15 protein-coding genes are annotated in these 21317 nt (G+C 41.7%); 3 read left to right on the top strand and 12 right to left on the bottom strand.

Translation table 11 applies throughout. From position 1 onward, the window contains the following. Positions 1-13: 13 nt before the first annotated feature. The 8 genes from ABM313_RS18595 to ABM313_RS18560 form a co-directional block, all read right to left on the bottom strand. Entirely contained in the window at positions 14-2932 is a 2919-nt protein-coding gene (locus ABM313_RS18595; protein WP_434684634.1) for a hybrid sensor histidine kinase/response regulator, read from the bottom strand. Positions 2933-2993: 61 nt separating this feature from the next. Continuing rightward, positions 2994-5315: a methyl-accepting chemotaxis protein gene (locus tag ABM313_RS18590; protein WP_434684633.1), complete on the bottom strand. Its 2322-nt coding sequence runs from the start codon at positions 5313-5315 to the stop codon at positions 2994-2996. A 52-nt stretch (positions 5316-5367) separates the two neighbouring features. Then, positions 5368-5880: a chemotaxis protein CheW gene (locus ABM313_RS18585; RefSeq protein ID WP_434684632.1), complete on the bottom strand. Its 513-nt coding sequence runs from the start codon at positions 5878-5880 to the stop codon at positions 5368-5370. Between the two features lies 1 nt (position 5881). Beyond that, entirely contained in the window at positions 5882-6247 is a 366-nt protein-coding gene (locus ABM313_RS18580; RefSeq protein ID WP_434684631.1) for a response regulator transcription factor, read from the bottom strand. An 81-nt stretch (positions 6248-6328) separates the two neighbouring features. Then, entirely contained in the window at positions 6329-6688 is a 360-nt protein-coding gene (locus ABM313_RS18575; protein WP_434684630.1) for a response regulator transcription factor, read from the bottom strand. A gap of 231 nt (positions 6689-6919) precedes the next feature. Continuing rightward, a complete protein-coding gene (locus ABM313_RS18570; protein ID WP_434684629.1) occupies positions 6920-8197 on the bottom strand; it encodes a response regulator in 1278 nt (425 codons plus the stop codon). 648 nt (positions 8198-8845) lie between these two features. After that, positions 8846-10144: a response regulator gene (locus ABM313_RS18565; protein WP_434684628.1), complete on the bottom strand. Its 1299-nt coding sequence runs from the start codon at positions 10142-10144 to the stop codon at positions 8846-8848. 213 nt (positions 10145-10357) lie between these two features. Then, positions 10358-10552 carry a hypothetical protein gene (locus tag ABM313_RS18560; RefSeq protein WP_434684627.1) on the bottom strand — a complete coding sequence of 65 codons (195 nt, stop codon included), beginning with the start codon at positions 10550-10552 and terminating at the stop codon, positions 10358-10360. A gap of 114 nt (positions 10553-10666) precedes the next feature. Here ABM313_RS18560 and ABM313_RS18555 point away from each other — a divergent pair, with 114 nt between their 5' ends. The 3 genes from ABM313_RS18555 (at position 10667) to lnt (ending at position 15259) form a co-directional block, all read left to right on the top strand. Further along, positions 10667-11506 carry a YdcF family protein gene (locus ABM313_RS18555; RefSeq protein WP_434684626.1) on the top strand — a complete coding sequence of 280 codons (840 nt, stop codon included), beginning with the start codon at positions 10667-10669 and terminating at the stop codon, positions 11504-11506. Positions 11507-11709: 203 nt separating this feature from the next. Next, on the top strand, positions 11710-13569 hold the full coding sequence (locus ABM313_RS18550) for a polysaccharide deacetylase family protein (RefSeq protein ID WP_434684625.1): 1860 nt from the start codon (positions 11710-11712) through the stop codon (positions 13567-13569). 154 nt (positions 13570-13723) lie between these two features. After that, positions 13724-15259 (top strand): apolipoprotein N-acyltransferase, encoded by a 1536-nt coding sequence (gene lnt, locus ABM313_RS18545; RefSeq protein WP_434684624.1) that lies wholly within the window; start codon positions 13724-13726, stop codon positions 15257-15259. Positions 15260-15284: 25 nt separating this feature from the next. Here lnt and ABM313_RS18540 read toward each other — a convergent pair whose 3' ends face one another. The 4 genes from ABM313_RS18540 to ABM313_RS18525 all read right to left on the bottom strand — a co-directional run bounded on the left by ABM313_RS18540 (position 15285) and on the right by ABM313_RS18525 (position 20999). Next, positions 15285-16997 (bottom strand): TPM domain-containing protein, encoded by a 1713-nt coding sequence (locus tag ABM313_RS18540; protein WP_434684623.1) that lies wholly within the window; start codon positions 16995-16997, stop codon positions 15285-15287. Continuing rightward, complete coding sequence (locus ABM313_RS18535; protein WP_434684622.1) at positions 16987-18249, bottom strand: family 3 adenylate cyclase; 1263 nt, start codon at positions 18247-18249, stop codon at positions 16987-16989. The genes ABM313_RS18540 and ABM313_RS18535 overlap by 11 nt, the downstream gene beginning before the upstream one ends. 62 nt (positions 18250-18311) lie before the next feature. Continuing rightward, positions 18312-20189: a lipoxygenase family protein gene (locus ABM313_RS18530; protein ID WP_434684621.1), complete on the bottom strand. Its 1878-nt coding sequence runs from the start codon at positions 20187-20189 to the stop codon at positions 18312-18314. A 120-nt stretch (positions 20190-20309) separates the two neighbouring features. Continuing rightward, positions 20310-20999 carry a response regulator gene (locus tag ABM313_RS18525; protein WP_190580946.1) on the bottom strand — a complete coding sequence of 230 codons (690 nt, stop codon included), beginning with the start codon at positions 20997-20999 and terminating at the stop codon, positions 20310-20312. Positions 21000-21317: the final 318 nt, after the last annotated feature.

The raw sequence follows: 21317 nt of genomic DNA, 5'->3' as shown, positions 1-21317 counted from the left end.
AATTACTGGAAAATCATTTAGCTATAAGTTGAGATAAAGTTTGCAGAAGTTCGTTGTCTTTAAAAGGTTTTGCAAAATATGCAGAGGCTCCTAGACGCATTGCTAAATCTCGGTGCTTACTGCCACTACGCGATGTGAGCATCACCACAGGAATATTTTTGCAATTCTCATCACCACGAGATTGAACTAGGAATCCAAACCCATCTAGTCGAGGCATTTCAATATCACAGATGACAGCGCTGACTTGAGAACTCTTAGGTAACGTTTGCAATTTCCGTAATTTCTCCATTGCTTCTAACCCATCTTTAGCTTGTTCAACTCGATAGCCAGATTTCTCTAAGGTCATTGCTAAAAATCTACGCACGTTAATGGAATCGTCAACTACCAACACAGTAACGCGCCGATCGCTTCGAGCCGATGGTAAGGTGAGGGTTTTGCTGGGAGTTTCTTCAATATCAGCCATCGCCCAAATGAGTAAGTTGTCAATATCCACTAGTGGCACAAGTTTACCACCACCTAAAATTGCACAACCCATAAATCCTGTTGGCATCGGGATCAAACTTTGCACACCACGGATCGTTACTTCTTGCTCACCCCAGTAACGATCAACTTGTAACCCAAAGGGAACGCTATTGCGGGTGACAATGAGCATTAAAGGTTCGTCTACAATTGGGCGATTTTCAGTTTCACTTTGGAATTGTGGGCGGGAGAAGTGCAGGCGATCGCCTAGTCTCAACAAAGGCACAGAATAGCCTTCCCAATCTAAGACTTCTTGATTAGCAACTGTATAGATGGAAGTCTCTTTGATTAAGAGGATTTCCTCAACAGCACTAGTCAGAATTGCCATCTGCAATCCGTTACTCTCGAAAAGTAGAACCCGTGCAATTGAGAGAGAAACAGGTACTGTTAAAATAAAAGTTGTTCCCTGCCCTGCTTCGGTTTCAACCCGAACACTGCCGCCAATCGTACTGAGGTTTGAGCGTACTACATCCATGCCGACACCACGTCCTGAAAGCTCAGTTACGCGATCGGCAGTGCTAAATCCTGCTTCAAAAATCAGATCTAATAGTTCTGCTTGACTAGATCCATCCAGATCGCTCTCGCTTAATCCCATTTGCAAAGCGCGATCGCGAAGTTTCGCAAAATCAATGCCATTACCATCATCACTAACGGTAATTACAGTTTGATTACCGCGATAACCTGCGGCGATTTCAATCTTACCCTTGGGCGCTTTCCCATTAGCTATGCGTGCTTCTGGCGTTTCGATACCATGATCAAAGGCATTGCGAACTAGATGCAAAAGGGGATCTTCTAAAACTTCTAAAACGGAGCGTTCAACTAGGGTTGAGCTACCACGAACTACAAGTTCTACCTGTTTGCCATGAGTCAAGCACAAATCCCGTAACAGACGTGGAAAGCGTCCTAAAACTTCGCTGAGCATTCGCATTCTGGCTTGTTCGATCGCTGTTTGCATTTGGCGAGATGCTCGACCCAGTTCACGTTCTGTACCTTCAGTATCCGTTAAAGCAGTTTCTAAGTCGCTGGAAACCTCCTGTAACTGCACTACACTATCCATGATTTCCCTTGATAGCACATGTAACTCGCTATAGGAGTCCATTTCTAATAAATCAAAGCGACTAGCATAGGGAAGAAATGATTCGTTGTTTGGATTTTGATTGGTAAATCGATCACCGCTAATACTCGTTACCTTTTCAGAGGCAATTACTGCATTGATCGGAATGAAAGGTTCTGAAGAGGTTACTACACGATCATATGCATCTCTTAGCTGAGCATTAGATTGCTCTAATCCATGCATTCTCGTATTTAGAAGCTGTACTAGATCGCGCATCCGTTTTAGCTGAAGTCGTAATCCGCTACGTTCAGCATTCAACTCACCAAAGCGATCGCTAAGAGCTTCTAACTGACGCAAAGGTATCCGAATTGTTGCATCTAGATTTTGTTCAGGGTTTGGAAGATCGTTAACTACTAGGGGATTCTCTTTGTTTAAATCTTGGGAATCTGCCAGATCGAGTAAAGACTGGTCAAGACTGATAATCTCATCTTCATGCAGAAAATCACTATCTAAAAATCCTTGAGTAGTTTCTTCAAGGTTAAAGGTATCGAGAGAACCTGTGGCTGATTCTAAGCTAGAGGGTGCTATTTCAAAATGCTCAGGTAAAGCCTGAAACTGACTAACTAAGACAAGGGCTTGCGATCGCCTCCAAGCTTCTAGAGCCGCAGTTGTCACCTCTTGCAGATTATGGTCTTTATTGGCTAAGGCTGTACTAATTTCCGCACAAAGTTGGCTAAATGCTGGTAATTCCAACATTTCTCCCAAACAGGCAAATTCTTGACTAGTAAGCTCAAATTCTTCCCGTAGCACCTGTGAATTTTGATCGGCAAGTACATTGGTTAACCTTTCTAGACAAGCATCTACTTCTGTTGCAAACATGAGGACACGCATATCCTGTCCTGCTTCTTCAGAAAGTAAACTTGCTTCATCCTGTGCTGACAAGTCTCCTAAGATTTCATGCAGTTGTTGGAAGGGAGAATTAATATGTTCTTGCAACCAGTTTTCTGGAGGGATTTTACGCTGCTTATGAATCTTGGCAACCTTGCCCATCCCATCGATCGCTGCCAGAAATAGGCTTTCCATATCAGGGGCGATCGCGGTTTGATTATTAGCTTGCAAAATCTTAAAAAAGTCTTCTAAACGGTGAGCCAGTTCACTGAGGGCATGAAATCCCATCATTGCTGCACCACCTTTCATCGAGTGAGCAGCCCGTAAGATTTTATTGATAGCCGATCGCTGCAAACCGCGATCGCTTAATCCTAATATTTCTGTTTCAATATCTGTGAGAAAGTCCTTAACTTCGTCCAGAAATAATAATCGAACTTCCCACTCGCGATCGGTTAATGTATTAGTTGCCATATCGACCTCCACTAATTGTTTAATTATTTTTTAAGTATGTGCAAAGCACATACTTAAAAAATTAAGCTGCATCAACCTTAAAGGTTTCTACCGAAGCTTGTAACTTACTAGCAACATTGGCAGTTTCCTGTAGAGCGATCGCGACTTCGCGGGAAGTTTCCGATGATTTTTGCGATTGGGTTGAGAGATTTTCCATAACTTGCTTCACCGATTGCGAGGTTTGCACCTGTGACGTTGTGGCGATCGAAATACCTTGGAAGAGTTCGTTTACCCTTGTGGCAACCTGTACAATCTGGCTTAAACTCTTTCGCGCATCTTCAACCTTGTTTGTACCTTCAACCACCTGTAAAGTACTAGCTTCCATTGATTCGACCACTTCACTAGTTTCCTGTTGAATGCTTTCGACAATGCGGGCAATTTCTTTGGTCGCCGTTGCTGACTGAGCAGCCAGTGCGCCGACTTCTTCCGCAACCACCGCAAAGCCGCGACCTTCTTCACCCGCACGCGCTGCCTCAATACTGGCGTTTACCGCTAACATGTTGGTTTTTAGTGCGATTTGGTCGATCAAAACGACAACCTTAGAAATCTGTTGCGAAGCTTCACCGAGTCGTTTTACCTTTTTGGTAGTTTCGGCAACGGTTTGCCGTAGTTGTAAGATACTGGCTGCCGATTGCTCGATCGCCAAGCTACCAGTTTCAGCCGTTGTTGCTGCTTGAGTTGATGCATCAGCCGCTTGTCTCGCGCTACTAGCCACTTGCTGAATGGAGTTAGTCATCTGTTCTACCGATTGCAGCGCTGCATCAAGTTGTTCTGCTTGCAAGGTGGCATCTTGGGCGAGCGATCGAATCGATTCGTTATTGGTGTTTACTGAGGTGTTTACCTGCAAAGTGGCAAGTTTTACCTGTGTTACAACGTCTCGCAAGCTTTCAACGATCGCGTTAAAGAAGTCGGCAACGATGCCAATTTCTCCAGCCGAGATTTGAGCGCGAACGGTTAAATCTCCACTTACCGCACCTTCAACGTCAGATAATAGTGTGATTAACTCACGTTGAATGGATTCACTGCGTAAACGTTCTTTTTCTGCTAATTCCTCAGATTGACGCTTTTGTTCTTCTTGCAGCGCAATAAAATCTTGTAACTGACCTGCCATCAAGTTGATGTTACCGCCCAATTGCGCCATTTCATCTTCACCTTTGACGGCAAGGCGAGTATCCAGATTGCCTTTACCTAGTTCTACCACTGCCGCAGTTGCATCGATAATCGGGCGAGTGGCGCGTTGAGCAATAAAAAACGCCAATACTGCTGCCAATATACTCACCACCCCAGTGGCTGACACCAAGATCAACAGTAATTGTTGCAACGGCTTAAGTGCGATTTCTGTGTCAGTTGCGATTACTGCATCCCACTTTAGATCTGGCAATCCCTCCAGTTTGGGCAATGGTGAATAACCCGCAAATTGTTCATTATTAGAAATTAAATCAATTGATGTCGCTGAACCTGTTTCCCGTTTCTCTACTAAAGGAGCTAATGATGGGAAGTCAGTTTTTAGATCGCGTCCAACTTGCTCCTTTTCTAAAGCTACAAAAAACTTGCCATCAGATTCAGTCAAGTGATACTGTTCACCGCCAACACTAAAGTCCTTGATAATATCCTCAAGGGTAGATGCTTGCATTCTTGTCCGCACAATGGCAATAGTTTTTCCTGTAGCGATATCTTTAACTGGCGCGGCAACAAACATGCTGACCTTCTTGGTAACAACAGAGGGTTCGGGCTGACTGATGAAGGGTTTGTCTGTACTTAAAGTTGTCTGAAAGTAGGGACGCTTGGAGATATTTGCAGGCGGCGGCTCTGAGCTAGCATCAATAATTAAGCTGCCATCTAAGCGATAGACGGCAATACTGTCATAGACAAGATAACTCTTAAGATAATTTTCTAAAATTGCCTTCTGTTCAGAGATTGGCAACAGAGCCTGTACCTTTGAGTTTGTCAAGAATGAGAGTTGAGCAAGTACTTGAATATCGCCATATCGTTCTCGCATGAAATAAGCAACCCGATATGCCATATCACTAGTCCTCGCAGACTTGGTTTGCTTTGTTGTATCAATGATATCTTGTCTAACAAAGTAATAAGAAAATCCCCCGATCACTAGCAAAGGGAGCGTAACTGCGGCAACAGACACAATTGTGGTTTTTGTCCGCAGTCCTAGAGATTGCCACCATTTCCCAATTGATTTTTTATGGACTACAGGAGATAAAGGGATAGAAACAGATGAATTGCTGAGAGCAACCGTTTCACCATTGTCATTACTAGATGCTTTAGTAGTATGACCATTGTTGTGGTGAACTTCAGTGCTATCGACGCGAGAACGTGAATCAAGAACCATTGTTTAAAACTCCATTTTCAAGGAAAAAGTTAAAAGGAAAAAGAAATTCAATTTACACAGTGAAATTATGACTAGCGATCGCCTCCGCGTCTAATACATACAAATTGTTCTGATCACCTTCGGACTGAACGAGCCAACCATGCAAAAATGGCACAGTTTCAGCAGGATTTTTGGTCTGCGGTGAGTCTTGAGGAGATACGATCGCTGTCTCAGCAAAACGAATTACACGCCCAATTCGATAAACGCCCAATCCCAGAAAAGATCCACCGATTTGCAAGATGGCAATATGTGTCTCAAGCGCAGTGGAGTCAAGGGGAGTAAATCCTAATAATTGTGGTAAGTCCAACACCCAAAAAACGTTACTGCGATGCTCGACTAATCCTATTAGACAGGGGTGGACATTGGGCATTTGCATAAACCGATCAGTATTCAGTACCAATGTCTCGCGTACAAATCTTAGTTGCACAGCAACCGTAACCTCTTGATCTAGTTGCAAGGTCAAGTATGGCAAGCCCGCACTTGCTTGAGTTTCTTCTTCCTGTAACTCGATCATTAAGTCGATCATCTTATCCTCCCAAACCTAGCGATCGTAATGCTTGTAAAATATCCTCCTTTGTAAATGGCTTAGTGAGATAGACATCAACCCCCTGTTTCATTCCCCATAGGCGATCGAGTTCTTGGCTTTTGGAAGTACAAGCAATGACAGGTACTTTACCAACAGCGACTTTTTTGATCGCCCGACATAGTTCCAATCCACTCATTCCAGGCATTACCAAATCGGTAATGACCGCATTTGGATTAGTTTTACTAAACTTCTCTAATCCTTCTGTACCATTAGCAGCACTTACTACCGCATATCCCCCCTGTCGTAAGTAATCACAGATTAACTCACGTTCTGAATTTGTATCTTCCACAACTAGTACTGTAATCAAGATCTCTCTCCTTGCTATATATAAGTCAATAGGGGCTTTATGTCATTTAATGCTCTAATAGGCACTAAATGACAAATACGTCTAAGCAACAGAGCGTACAGCCCGTAAAATATCTTCACGGGAGAAAGGCTTGGTAACATAGACATCAATTCCTTGTTTCATTCCCCATAACTTATCAAGTTCTTGGTTTTTAGAAGTACAAGCTACAATTGGCACATCTTTCGTCTCACTATTTTTTTTCAAACTGCGGCATAGCTCTAAGCCACTCATTCCAGGCATTACCAAATCCGTAACTACGACATCAGGCTTTTTCCCTTCGATTTTTTTGAGGGCTTCTTGCCCATTAGCGGCACTGATTACGTTGTAACCACTTTCCACTAAATAACCAACAATCAAATCCTGCTCAGAAGCAGTATCTTCAACTACAAGCACTGTGGTCATAATCCATTCTCTCTACAATTTTGTGGTGGGGTTGCGTTAGTAACTAAAGACTTTTGTAAATAAGATTTTACTTTTGGCATTAATCCTATTTTTCCCAAACTAGTAATTCTTAATAAAACACTTATAAAACAAAAGATACCACACAAAAGTAATGTGCTTTTAGGTTTGTGTTTTTTAACTTACGCAAAGCCAAAAATTAATCCTGTTTTCCATGTTTTTCATAACAAACACTCACAGGAGATGGCGCATAATCATCTTTAGTAAATCAGCTTGGGTAAAGGGCTTTGTCAAATAATCTGTAGCTCCTGCAAGCCTTGCTCGGGCGCGGTCGATCAATCCTTTATTGCCTGTCACCATGACAATGGGAATATCTTTCAAAATTGAAGATTTACGAATTAGACTACAAAGTTGATAACCATCAACATTGGGCATTCCAATATCTAGCAGAATTAAATCAGGACGAATAGAATTAATTTTCATCAAGGCTTTCATTGAGTCTTGAATGAGCATAACTTGAAAATCTTGACTTCCTAAATAGCTGCTGATGATGCTAAGCATTGATTCACTATCATCAATGCAAACAATCTTCCATGTTTTGACTGGCTGCTGTGAGGCAATTTGTGAAATACCAGAGTAGTCATTGTCACTTACTTCTTCTTCACCTACTTCATCATTAAATGCTCCCGAGAGTTTTTCGATGCTTTCACGCTCTTCTTCAGGTGTTAGGTAATAGGTGGGTGGTAATAAGTTAAAAGGAGGTAGTGGGTCTTTTAAGGAGATGGAGCCATCACCAATTAGAGAACTCAGTTGTTTTGCGATCGCGAGGGGATCTTTGCCCAATAATGCGCCTAACTGACAAAAGTTAAATCCACGCAGAATTCTGCCGAGGCTCTTGACAGTCTCGGCAGACATGCGTTTTGTAGCCTCTTTCTGGTTGACTAAATATGGACATTGATAGGGAGAATAAATTGCGGGACCAAGCTTATACCAAGCTTGCAACCTTTGTTCAACAACTGCTAAGGTGCGATCAATGGACAAACTACAGTAAGTGTTCTGTAATAAATGATTATAAAAACTGCTGCTTAAGTTTCCACTGGGAAGGCATAGAAAAGATTCGATTACTTCTTGAATAATCCGAGCTACGAGTTTACTAGCAGCTATTCTGGTTAGATAATTTTCATTAACTAACCATTGGATTGCAAGGTATTCAGTACAGAGGTTTTCACTGGTAACTTTATACTTAGCCTGATCTGGCGAAGTCTCGTCAAACATCAAACGGAGTTGCGATCGCAGTTTGTCATTCAGCGCAGGAACTTCGCGGGTTAGTCCGCGCAAATGCCTTTCTACTCTTTCAAAGCTTTCTAATGAATGTGATGCATAGACCAGTTTTCCTGCTTCAACATAGAAAGACCAGCGAATGTTATTGCAGACAACATACATGCATCCATCATTACTGGATTCTAAATTTTTTAAAAGTTCTCTAGGCGACTGCTTTTGCTCTTCAATCATATTAATAGTTGTACATATCATGACTTACCCCAATAGTAAATTTTACTAATGCTAGGATTCATCTCAAGTCCCCACAATGAGATATTATTTAATTTTTGATGTCTCTAAAAGACATAGCTCAAACACTATGCCTTTTACCTCAAGATTTTATTAAATTCAACTGTTTATAGTTTGATTTAAACTCAGACATATAGCACTCCTAAATGGGTCGTAAGATTTTGAGAGTTGTGAGAGTGCGCTCCTTCGGAGCGCGCTCTCACAACTTATTTAGGATTGCTATATGTAATTAATATTAAACCATTATTTGTTTATTTATTAATATTAGCCAAGCTAAAAATAAAACAAAAATTTAATAAAGGTTTATATAGGATTTGTGTGTAAATCCTATATTGTTTAGAGATCTTTGAGATTTATGCCCATAAAACAGCTTACCCAAAATATGTGCGATTGCATACACCATTTAGGATTGATATATTTTTGGAAACTTAACTAAATGGTTTGTGGGAGTACACCTCATCGGGGTGTGCTTCCACAAACCAAAAAAATCTACAAATGATATAGGACTGCTATATGTTCTAACTAAAACTTATATTGCTACGGTACAAATTGATTACATTAAAAAATAAGAATCAGCAAAATTTTAGGGGCTTACATCAGGTGACGCATAACCATCTTCAGTAAATCAGCTTGTATAAATGGCTTGGTCAAATAATCTGTTGCACCAGCTATACTTGCTCTTGCACGATTAATTATTCCTTTATTACCTGTTACCATCACAATTGGAATGTCTTTTAGACTAGAAGACTTACGAATTAAAGAACAGAGTTGATAGCCATCAACATTGGGCATCCCAATATCTAGCAGAATTAAATCAGGATGAATCGAACTAATTTTGATCAAGGCTTTCATTGAGTCTTGAATGAGCGTAACTTGAAAATCTTCATTTCCCAAGTAGCTGCTGATGATGCTTAGCATTGATTCACTGTCATCTATACAAACAATCTTCCATGTTTTGACAGATTGATTTAAAACTATTCGCGAAATACTAGAAATATCATCATTGTTTGCACTCTCTTCTATATCAAAGGTTTCTGCAAGTTTTTCAATGTTTTCACGTTCTTCTTCGGGAGCTAGATAGTAAGTACGTGGCAACATGTTAAAAGGTGCTAAAGGATCTCTTAATAGAATTGAGCCATCACTAATTAAGGGGCTGAGTTGCTTGGCGATCGCTAGAGGGTCTTTGCCTAGTAATGCACCTAACTGACAAAAGTTAAATCCACGTAAAATCCGCCCCAGCCTCTTGACTGTTTCTGTAGACATGCGTTTTTCCGCAGTTGTCTGGCTGACTAAATAGGGGCATTGGTAGGGGGAGCTAATCGTCGGACCTAGTTTGTACCAAGCTTGGAGTCGTTGTGTAACTACTTCTAAAACCCGTTCAATTGATAAACTACAATAGGTCTCCTTCAAGAAATGCTCATAATAGATACCGCCAAACTTGCCATCTGGCAGTCCTAGAAATGCCTCAACGACCTCTTGAATGAGCCTTGTAATCAACTTGCCTGCCATGACTTTTGATAAATAGTTATCATTAACTAGCCACAGAATTGCGATGTATTCAACGCAGAGAATTTCGCTAGTAACTTTGTACTTAGCATTCTCTGGAGATGGATCATCAAACATGAGTCGAAGCTGCGATCTCAATTTGTCATTCAAGGCTGGGACTTCGCGGCTTAAACTTCGCAGATGTCTTTCTAATCTTTCAAAACTATCTAACGAGTGGGATGCATAGACTAATTTGCCACGCTCGATATAAAACGACCAACGAATGCGATCGCGTACAACATAAACACATCCATCCCGACTTAGCTCTAAGCTCTTTAATAGCTCTCTAGCAGATTCTTTTTGCTCTTTATTTACGCTATCTATGTTAATTTCAGCACGCATCATGATTTAGTACCAATTGCTAAGCGTGAACTTGAATACTCCCCCCATTGAGCATATTCTTCGATTGTATTTAGAAACTTTCTAAATTTTTGACTAGAGCTTTGCTAATTCCCTTGAATATTCATTAAACCATAGTCTTAATTTATGAACAAAATAAAATACTTATAGTTTAAAGACTTTTTAATGATATCAAAAAGCTGTAAATTCCTACATAATTCAAACAAGATTATTAAGCTGATTTAAAACCAGCTTAAAATAACTTACAGCCATTACCGAATCAAACGAACCACAAGAAAATTTTTGAAAGCGTTGCAAAGCAACGCTTTCAAAAATTTTCTTGGTTTGGTTTTGAGAGCAAAGCGCTGTATGAATAAGCCTAGGGATTAGTAAAGAACCTAATTTTAATGCCATGGCTTTGCTGTATCACTAAAATTGCTTCTTTTGGGGATGTGCTGTTATAAATGTAGAAAAACTAATGATTTAAGCTTGTTATATTACAAAATCTCTAAAACCCGTCTTTAAACTGTGTCGCTTTTTTTATCAAAACTTTTGCCACTGTTCTTTTATCCCCTTGGGCTGTCGAGTCTCTTGATTACGATCGCCTTAGCGAATTTGCTATGGCAATCCAAACGATCTCGCAATGCGAGTAACTCCAGTAGATTAATCAGTTTATTTAAAAAAAATCGTTTTGCCTCAGCCCTAATTGGCATTGCGCTCGTAATTTTATTGCTAAGTAGTAATGAGATTTTTTCTAAATGGTTAGTGAGATCGCTGGAATGGCAATATTTGCCGAGTGCAGATATCCCCCAAGCTGAAGCGATCGTCATTTTAGGTGGTGGTACTCGTCCGCGCATAGCACCTCGACCTTGGTATGAGGTCAATGAAGCAGGCGATCGCATTTTGTACGGCTCTTGGCTCTATAAACAGGGAAAAGCTCCTTTAATCATTGTTAGTGGTGGTCGTGCTGAATGGCTGGGCGATGGTGGCAATCCTGAATCAGAAGATATGGCGGCGATCGCTGAAATTTTGGGTGTACCACCTAGCGCCATTATCCAAGAATCACAATCTTTTAATACTCGTGATAATGCGATCAATACCAAGCAAATCCTCGTTAAAAGAGGACTCAATAAAATCTTGCTAGTAACATCAGCTCTACATATGCCGCGATCGATGGAAATTTTCCGTAAAGTAGGTGTTGAAAGCATTGCGGTTCCAACAGACTTTTTATCGGTACAAAATGAAAACAGTAAAGGTTTGGCGGCGGTTCTAGATTTGCTCCCTACTGTGGATGCACTCAAAAATACGACTAATGCCATCAAGGAATATATTGGGCTACTTGTTTATCAATTAGCAGGATGGGCTTAAAAAAGAAGAGGCGGCGCTTTGCGCCGCCTCTTCTTTTTTTAACATAGAGAAATTTTTAAAAAGCTTGCTTAGTAAGCTTTTTAAAAATTTCTCTGCAATGGTCTGAGTTTGATGGAAGCGCATAGCGATGTATGGGGACTTGTGTACATGATGGCTCTCTGATTAAATAGGCGCTAGTAATATCAACAAAGTTATAAATCTTTATGAGCAGGGGCAAAGGCAATAATAGTGGCAGCATGAACACAATTTGGCTCGTGCTGGGATTAGCTGCCCTCGGTACTGGCATGGGTGCGGCGATCGCTTCACGACTTGTTACTTATCGACCATCCTCTGCGGACATAGCCGCCAATGAAACAACTTTAAATCCTGCTACTCCAGCGAGCAATGACTCACGGGCTTTCTGTCAATACAATGCGTTGGAGTCGGTGACGGCTTCACTTTATCAGGTCAGAGCGATCAATGCGATCGCCAATGATCCTTTGCCTGCTTTATCAAGCTTGAGCAGCACTATTAATGCTGATTTAGTGGCAAGCTTTAATCCTGCTCCCTTTCCGCAAATTAGCGATCGAGCGCGTAATGCCAAAATCCCGATCATTATGTACCACGACATTACAGCTACCAAAGATGTAAGCTGGGATGTCACCCCCGAAGAATTAGAAAAACATTTTCAAGCGCTCCAAGAAGGTGGATATACACCAATTACGATGGATAGAATGGTGAATCATCTACGGACTGGCGCACAATTACCTGAAAAGCCTGTATTACTAACCTTTGACGATAACTATGTTGGGCAGTACAAATATGCATTTCCATTGCTGAAAAAATATAACTATCCTGCGGTCTGGTCGGTGCATACGCGCTTTGTCGGTACAGGTGGACAGAAGCCAAAAGCAACATGGAACCAACTCCGAGAAATGCAAAAAAGTGGTCTGATTACGGTTGCTTCCCACACAGTTAATCATTTAAATATGACTAACCTCAGCGATGCTGAAATCGAACGTGAAGTAACAGAATCGAAAAAGGTTCTTGAAAAAGAATTAGGAATTTCTATTGATTACTTTACTTATCCTGAAGGAGATTTCACCGAACGCGCTAAGGAAAAAATCAAAGATGCTGGTTACAAAGCAGCCCTGTCGATGAGTCTCGATCCAAGGCAAGAGCGATCAGCCAATGAGTCCGAAGATTTGTTGACAATCATGCGATTTGGTCAGTCGCGCTTTGATGAAGCGATCGCCCAAGCATCTGGAGGTACTTCGGCAAGTCAAGTAGCACTTTTGCCCACTGTAAGTAATGGCGTAGTTAACTTTACTACCCCTGTGGAGAAGCGGACAGTTACCATTGATGGGTTACCTCTTACCCTTGTGTCTGGTGGACGTGTTGCGACAACCCATGCGGATACTCGCGCTCAAGTTGCCGAAATTATGACCATGACTCCCAATGCGATCGCTGCTGTTGATGGAACCTTCTTTTCTTTGGAACACCTTGACAGCAATAAGATGATTGGTCCTGTGTTGAGTCAATTTTCTAGTAAGGCTGGAGTTTTTATCAATGGCAATAAGGGCGAAAATCCATTGCTCAATGGTCGTCCTCTAGTCTTGATCAGTCCTACAGCGATTAAGTTTATTCCCTACAATGCTGCTAAACACAATTCGCTAGAAGCAGTAAGAGCCGAACTGCCAGATGTGACGGATGCTTTTGTGGGGGCTGGTTGGTTAGTTCGTGATGGTAAACCTCAACCAGCGGAGTCCTTTGGTAAGCTTTATGGTTTTGATGCTAGCCGCGATCGCGCCTTTTGGGGCATTGATCGTTCTGGCAGACCGACCATTGGGGTAACTATGGAAATGATTGATTCGGTTGGCTTGGGTAAAATATTAGCCAAAGCGGGACTGCGCGACGTGGTCATGCTTGACTCTGGTGCTAGTACCGCACTTGCTTATCGAGGTAAATCAGTTATGGCTTACGAGCCTCGCCCTGTTCCGCATATTGTTGCACTTCTACCACCCGATCCTGCTCCTGTGGAAACTTCTGAGAAACCAAATTGCCCAGTTAGTTTGAATCCTTAGATCAGCGTTATTAAATTGCATGTCCCTGATATCAAAACTCAAAATGGCTTAGCCATTTTGAGTTTTGATATCCCTTACTGGGTTTGCTCTTTAATTCACAAAAGTGTGACAACACTTTTGTGAATTGGTATTACAGCTTTTAAAATAAAATACTATGCGAAATTTACGCAATCTCCTGTTTGCTGCTTTTGGTGGAGTGTTGATGGGACTTACTCCTGACCCGTTTAGTCAATGGTGGCTGGCTTGGGTCGCTTTGATTCCCCTCTGGATGCTTGCTCAAAGGTTAAAAGTGAAAGAGGCGATCGCTATGGGGGCGATGTGGGGATTTTGTTATCACGGGATGGCATTGTTTTGGATTACGAGTGTGCATCCAATGGAATGGATGGGTGTACCTTGGTGGACGAGTTTTTGGATTGCTACATTGGTTTGGCTACTGATTACGGGTTGCGGTGCATTATTATCAGGCTTATGGGCTGGGGGAATGTCACTCTTTACGCAGAATCTCAATGTGATTAGTCGGGTAATCGTCGCCTGTGCGATTTTTAGTGGATTAGAAATTGTCTGGAGTTGGGGACCACTTTATTGGACTGCACTAGGTTATACGCAAAGCCCCCATGATTTGCTGATGTTACAAATTAGTCGGATTTCTGGACAGCAGACGATGACTTCAGCGCTCGTGGCAGTTAATGGATTATTTGCGGAAATTCTCTTGCAGAGAACTTGGGCAGATAAACGACGCTGTGCGATCGCAGCCATTGCTCTCTTGATTGCGATCGCGGGCTATGGTGCATGGGAAATGCAAGGCGATCGTATGGCAAGCGGTAACGGAAAAGCGATTAAAGCAGGAATTATTCAAGGTAACTTCCCCAATGCTCTGACTGTAAAGCCGAAAGGTTGGGAAATAGCAGTTAATAACTACACCAAAGGCTATGAAAAATTAGCGCAGTCAGGAGCAGAAATGATCGTTACGCCTGAGACGGCGATTTCTTTTCTTTATCCTAATTACGATCCACGTCGTGAACCATTTGATCGGGCGGTGGAGAAATATCGAGTTCCTGTATGGCTAGGAGGCTTCGGGACAACTCGTAATCCCAATGCAGAAGACCCAAATAACTATACAAATAGCCTCTTTTTGATTGATGGTTCTGGCAAGATTCTCAGTCAATACGATAAAGTGCGGCTTGTGCCAGTGGGTGAATATATTCCCTTAAGACCAATTTTAGGAAGTCTAATTAGGCGCTTATCTCCACTCAGAGGTGAAGTCGATGCAGGTTCTAGTGAGCAATTAGTCGATACACCTTGGGGACGCTTCATCGTCGGGATTTGCTATGAATCTGCCTATCCTGCCACTTTCCGTTTTCAAACTGCCGCAGGTGGCAAGTTAATTCTCTCTGCTTCTAATAATGCTCATTTTGCCTCCTATATGTCGGCTCAACACCATGCTCAGGATGTAGCAAGAGCGATCGAAAGCGATCGCTGGGCAGTGAGAGCAACTAATACAGGCTATTCAGGTTTTGTCGATCCTAATGGACGCACGATTTGGCTCTCAAATGTAAATACCTATGAAACCCATATCGAGACAGTTTATTTAAGAGATACTAAAACTCTGTATGTCCTATGGGGCGATTGGTTAACACCTTTACTCTGTGTGCTTAGCATTATAATTTATGCTAAGCATCGCTTGAATTAGCCAAAAGCTAATCGCTAAGAGCTAATCACCAGTCTCCACCCGCACCTCCGCCATCGCTACCGCCGCCTCCAAAATCACTGCTAGAAGAAGAACTGCTACCATAATCATAGGAATCATAGCTACTAGAACTACTACTCGAACTATCACTAGAACTGTAATAGTCTGTACTACTGGAATAACTCACAGGTGCAGGAATGAAAGGATAGACAGGTTCCTCATAAAAACAGTTTTGACATTGACGTATGCTAATTGCGTCTTTAGAAGCTTTTTTAGGAAACTTCTTGGGCTTGCGAGATTGCTTGAGTTTTGCATCTATTAAAGTTGGGTAGTTACATTTTGGACAAACTGCATCTTCATTTAAAATATGGGATTGACAATAAACATGCTGACGATCGCTTTTAGCAGTCTGATTAGTTGGAGGATAGCAGCGATCGCATGAATATACTGTGTAAGTGGCATTCCCTAACTCAACAGCCTTTAACTCTGGCTTGATTAAATACTGATTAGTTACATCTGATCCTACACTCTGAACAATATTTCGACAGCTTTGACAAAAATGCTGTTCTCTAGCTAAGCTCCTATCAATGTACATATCATTGACTAGGTACAGCCATAGAAATTGATATCCCATTGCCATAAGTAAGCTAGTGATCGCAAATAACAAGTGACTAGGAATAGTGAGCAAAATCGAAGTACTTGTGATTAGCCATAGCACAACCAGAGCAGGGACATTGCAAACGATCATCCAACCATAATTTCGGGATAATTCTAAACCAAATCGACTTGTTTCATCGCGCTGTATTGGTGTTTGGAAAACAGCCGTCAACTGAGCCAACCAAAATTTTTCAATACTCAACCACAAAATGAGAGAGGCAAGGGCAACTATCACATTAATTAGCACTGAGCCTAAAAGTTGATTAATAGGCTGAATAAATAAGCTAGTTAACGTTTCTTGCGATAGTACCCATGCATTGATGCTAACGGCGATCGCAGATAGCCCAAATACCATTAACAACATTCCTAAACTAGTAAATTCTGTCAATTGAGGAATATTTAACCGAAACACAACAGGATTTTGGAGTTCTTTACTAACAGTAGGTAATGTTTGTCGCCATTCTCGAATTTTGATAACGATCAATATCACGCCACTCAGAGCGATCGCTATGCCAATAAGCCCGATACTGCTGTAAATGGGCATAAAAGGGAAAGGATAAAAATTGATTTTCTCTAAACGTCCCGCCATCTCCTCTACGCCGTTAATGATGCCGCGATCATAGTTTTGGCGCTTAAACTCAGGGGTAATTTGAGTTTCGATAATTTGCTTTACTTGGCGATCGCTAATATATGGAGAAACACCTCGCCCAGTTTCGATTTCAATCCTGCGATCGTTTACTGAGATCAAAAACAATACGCCATTATCAATATCGCGTTTACCAATGCCCCAAGTATTAAATAATTCCGTTGCATAGGCTTTAACCGTTGCTGATGGTATGGTGTCTGGCACTGTCACTACCGCGATTTCTGAACTATTATTAGTGGCGAGTTGCGAAATTCGGCGATTGAGTTGAGATTCGGTTTCTACACTTAAAATATTCGCAACATCGCTCACCCAAGTTCCATTTAATTTTCTAGGATTGGGAATGTCACTAATGGGAATCGCGTGTAAAGGTGCTGTAGGTAATAGAAATGCCCATAGCAAGAATATTAAACAGATAATCCCAGCTAATTTACCCTTCATAGGTTGTTATCTCCACTCCAGAAACGTTGTACTTAATCTCGTTAAATTCTCTTACATCAACCACATCTCGCATTGCCGCACTTAGGTATAACTTGCCAAACTCACCTTTGTCTTGAGCCATTTTAGATGCTACATTCACAGGCATTCCTGCAATATCTTTAGTCCCGAACGGTAAATTGAAAATTAGAACTTCACCTCGATCAATGCCAATTCGACAGGTAATATCTTGTTTTGCTAGCTCTTGACGGAACGTTTGGGCAAAGCTGACTGCATCATGAGCATCATCAAAAGCATAAATTGCTAATGAGCTAACTACCTTGATTTCTTCGGCTGATGTTTTGTTTAGCAGTCGCAGTCCGATATCTTTCATCAAAGCCGAGAATGATAACTGATTAAACATCGAAACCTCATGGGTTTCCACAGATTCACTTCTACTCTCGATCAGCACTACTACTTTATTTTGGATATACTTATCTATCAAATCATGGGTAAACCTTTGGTCTATAGTATGGCTTGTGAGTCGAGTTTCATATTCTAATAAATCAGCATAAAAATCTTCAGAATAGGGAATCGGATACTGTTGATTGAGAGGTTGCAATCCTGACAAGCGATCGCCATCTAGGACTCGATAAATATTGCCAATTTCCGTTACTAAATCATTGCGTTTCTCAATGGTGAAGTTGTGATGATTGGGTAAGCGATCACATATGGCTTGACTGATTAAGATTTCACCTCCACAGGTATGATTCTCTGCAATATCCTCGATCGCATCTGCCTCTGAGCCATATAAACCACCACTAATCGAATAAAAACTGCCATAATGAGCGCCAAGCCCAATTTTGATGTGACAACTCTGAGCGATCGCATCTTGAATTGTTAAGAGTGTGGACACAAGGGTAGATGCGCTTAGGTCATCTGGATAAAACATTTGGGTATTGTCCGCCGCCCAAATGCCCACACTTTCGCCCCCGATCGCTTTTCCGTAGCCATGCACAATCTTTTTCGGTTGGTTGATGATAGCAAGAATCTCTAGTAATCCATTTTGCTGACATAGCTTAGTCAGCCCAACTGAGTCTGAAGATACGCTGTAACCTATTACCTTGTGACTATCAAGTAGCTTTAATGCATCTGCATAGGTTTGATCACTGCTCAGCCATTGCTCAACCAATTTCAGTGGTAGCGCACCGATGATGTCTTGTGTAACATCAAATAAATTGGTGGAATAACGTTTTTTGCTGAGTTTTTCTATCATTCGGCTTGCTCAGTTTAGGTGAATATCTATTGAGCCAAGCTAAGCTCGGCTCAATAGATATTTTAGATATTAATGCTTTGGGGAATCCGTGATGGTCTCAAATAGTTATAATCTGCAACTCTTTGTTCATTGCGAGACTTGATCGTAGATTCGATCACCTTTAACTGATCTTGAAAATCGTGTAAAGGCTGCTGAATGCGATCGTCGCTGAAGTAATCAGCACCATATTCGCCTAAAGTTGTGTAATAAACTGAACCAAGAATATAAGTCATCGTCAGTTGACTCTTGGCTTGATCGATTGGTGGCAACATCGCAAAGAAATCCGCCTCATTAGCGCCTGTGTTTGTGGTTGGCGCAGGAGTATAGCCCGCTAGAGGTATTGCAGGAGCGTAAGTCATCAAGTCGCTTTGAGGGAAATTTACTGCTGCATGTTGAGCGCTTGCAGTAAAGATCAGCAAGGTCACAGCGCTAACTAAATAATCAAAAGTGCGAATCTGTCCACCTTGCCCAAAGCTAGTCACGCGACCACCATTGTCAGAGATAATTTCTTGTACCCAAGCTTGCAGTTCAGAATCTCTGATCACATCATCATCTTTGAAGTAATAGATGGATAGATAATTCTTCACCCAAGTAGCGATCGCTTCCCAAACTAATAAAGCATCATCGCGATAGGGATAGTCTGGTAATAAGTTCGGATCATCAACTCCCCTGTTCTTCAGCGCTACAGGCAACATGGCTTCGTCAAAGTTGTAGGTCTTGACTCCATGTACCGACAAAGCACGGGATGTGGTAATACTGCCTGCCAAAAGACTATCAACTGTTCCGCCAGCACTAACTAATCCCGATTGGGCGGCATCATTGATTGCTAGAGTGCCTTGGAAGTGAGGTTTCAGCAAAATATACAAAGGATGATTGCTAGCAAGTTGGCGATTAGTGGCGATCGCAAAAGGCTCAATAAATAAATGGGTTCTACCCAAATGGCTAATTAATTGATGGTAATTAGCGTCAGCAATCTGGACAACGGTTTTCGCTAATAGCCAGTTGGGTTCATCCCCAGCTTGACGTAAAAAGATGGGATTGGTGTTGGGGTCTTGTCCTAGTTGAATGGCGATCGGAGTAAGGCTCTTTTTGCCTTTAGGAACCGCAAACAGAGCTAAGGGAGCGTTAATATATTTCTGCTCTCCCTTAGGGAATGTCCCGCCTGCGATCGCTGTTAGCTCTGCATAATCAGCTAAATATAAACGTCCAGATGATCCTGCTTCGGCAAGTGAATCATCTGCTAAAACTGTCTTAAATTGTGCTTCAGTTAAAGGGAATCTTGCATCCAAAGTCTTAACTCTTTGAATCATCAAAGGATTGAATCCAGCGACACGCAGTCTGGCAAATTCCGAATTACTCGTAAAATTTTGGCTGATGGCGGGTAAAGAAATAATCCAAAAGAGATTGTTATATTCCTTAATATTGGAGCCTTCGATGTTGGTTGGTTCAGTCTCTAAAACTGTTGGTATTTCCGATAATAGCTCTACTAGTGCTGAATCAGAATGGGCAACACTAGCCTCTAGCAAACGTTTTGAGAAGTCCAGTTGTTTGGCTTTGGAGATTTCCTTACTCTCTTCTAAAAGTAATGGATTCGCTCGATCATTTAACAAAACTTTGACTACTGCTTTCCCAACGAGCAATCCCCAAGATAAAGAGAATCGCTCATTAAGTGGTACCTTTTCTACCATTGGTAGAGAATCAATGTAGGTGTAGTTGTATTGATAAAGCTGCCGAACTTGATTTAGTGATGCTTGACGTTGAGAAATTTCGGGATCATTCTGAGGCAGGAGGGGATATTTGCTCGACTTCGATCGCCTTGATATTAAATTGGCTAAATCTGCTAACTTAGCCGAGAAGAAAGTTAATATTCTGGCAACACCACTCAAAAGCGAGAAGATCATGGATGCACCTAAAAATCTGTACCTCCATATATAAAACCTGTCAGCCTGAAATAAAGTGAAGTTTTGCTAAGATAATAAGATAAACTGCTTAAATTTAGTTTAATCGCGATCTCTAAAAATTTATTTAACTAATCCTGCTCTGAGAGCGCGTACTGCGGCTTGGGTGCGATCATCAGCGCATAGCTTATTCAAAATATTCCGCACATGGGTTTTAACCGTGCCAACTGTAATATAAAGTCGCTCGGCAATTTCCGCATTGCTATTACCATTGACAATCTCAGATAACACTTCTAGCTCACGCTCAGTTAGTGGTGTTGCCTGTAAAACTTGTTTGTAATCAGCCTCTGCTGCGTCAATTTCTACAGTTGCCTCGCGGCGACGTACCTGCTGCAAGACAATGCTAGCGATCGCAGGATCAATCCATGAGTTACCCTCGGCAGTTAGCTTCAGCGCTTGTACTAGATTTTCGGAACTAATATCTTTGATGCAATAGGAATCTGCACCTGCGGCAAAAGCAGCTAATACTGTCTCTTGGCTATCAGTCAGGGTCAGAATCAAAACTTTAGTGGCACGACCTGCCTCGGTAGCCGCAGCCTTGATTTGGCGGGTTACTTCCACGCCATCCATATCAGGCAAGCCCAAATCGACGATCGCTACATCAGGTTGTTGGCTGTTTACTAGTGATACGCCTTCCGCACCTGTAGCAGCTTCGCCAACAAAGACAAGATCGACTTGCTGTTGCAAAGCAATCTTCATGCCCATGCGGGTTAGGTCATGGTCTTCAATTAGGACAACACGAATCGAACTCATAAGCACTTGTGCAAGTTATGCATGGTCTGTATTGATACCAGAATCTCACAGAAAGGGGCAATAAAATCAAAAACACTCTAAAAAACAACATCTTCATAAAGATCTACAAAGTTCTCCTCGAAGTTAATGCTCGATAATTGGAACTTAACTAAGTAATCAGGTAATGGTTAGCGAATGTATGATATAGCTGCCGTCGATTGTGTTAGGACAAAAGCAAAACCCAAGAAGAGAATGGCGGCGCTTCGCGCCGCCATTCTCTTCTTGGGTTTTATGTCCTCATACACTTGGCGACAGCTATAGGTTCTGAAATGCCCATTT

The organism is Pseudanabaena minima str. Chao 2107 (assembly GCF_051131155.1).
GTDB lineage: Bacteria > Cyanobacteriota > Cyanobacteriia > Pseudanabaenales > Pseudanabaenaceae > Pseudanabaena > Pseudanabaena minima.
The sequence above is the reverse complement of the archived record's forward strand: the minus strand, read 5'-3'. Positions and strand labels throughout refer to the sequence as shown.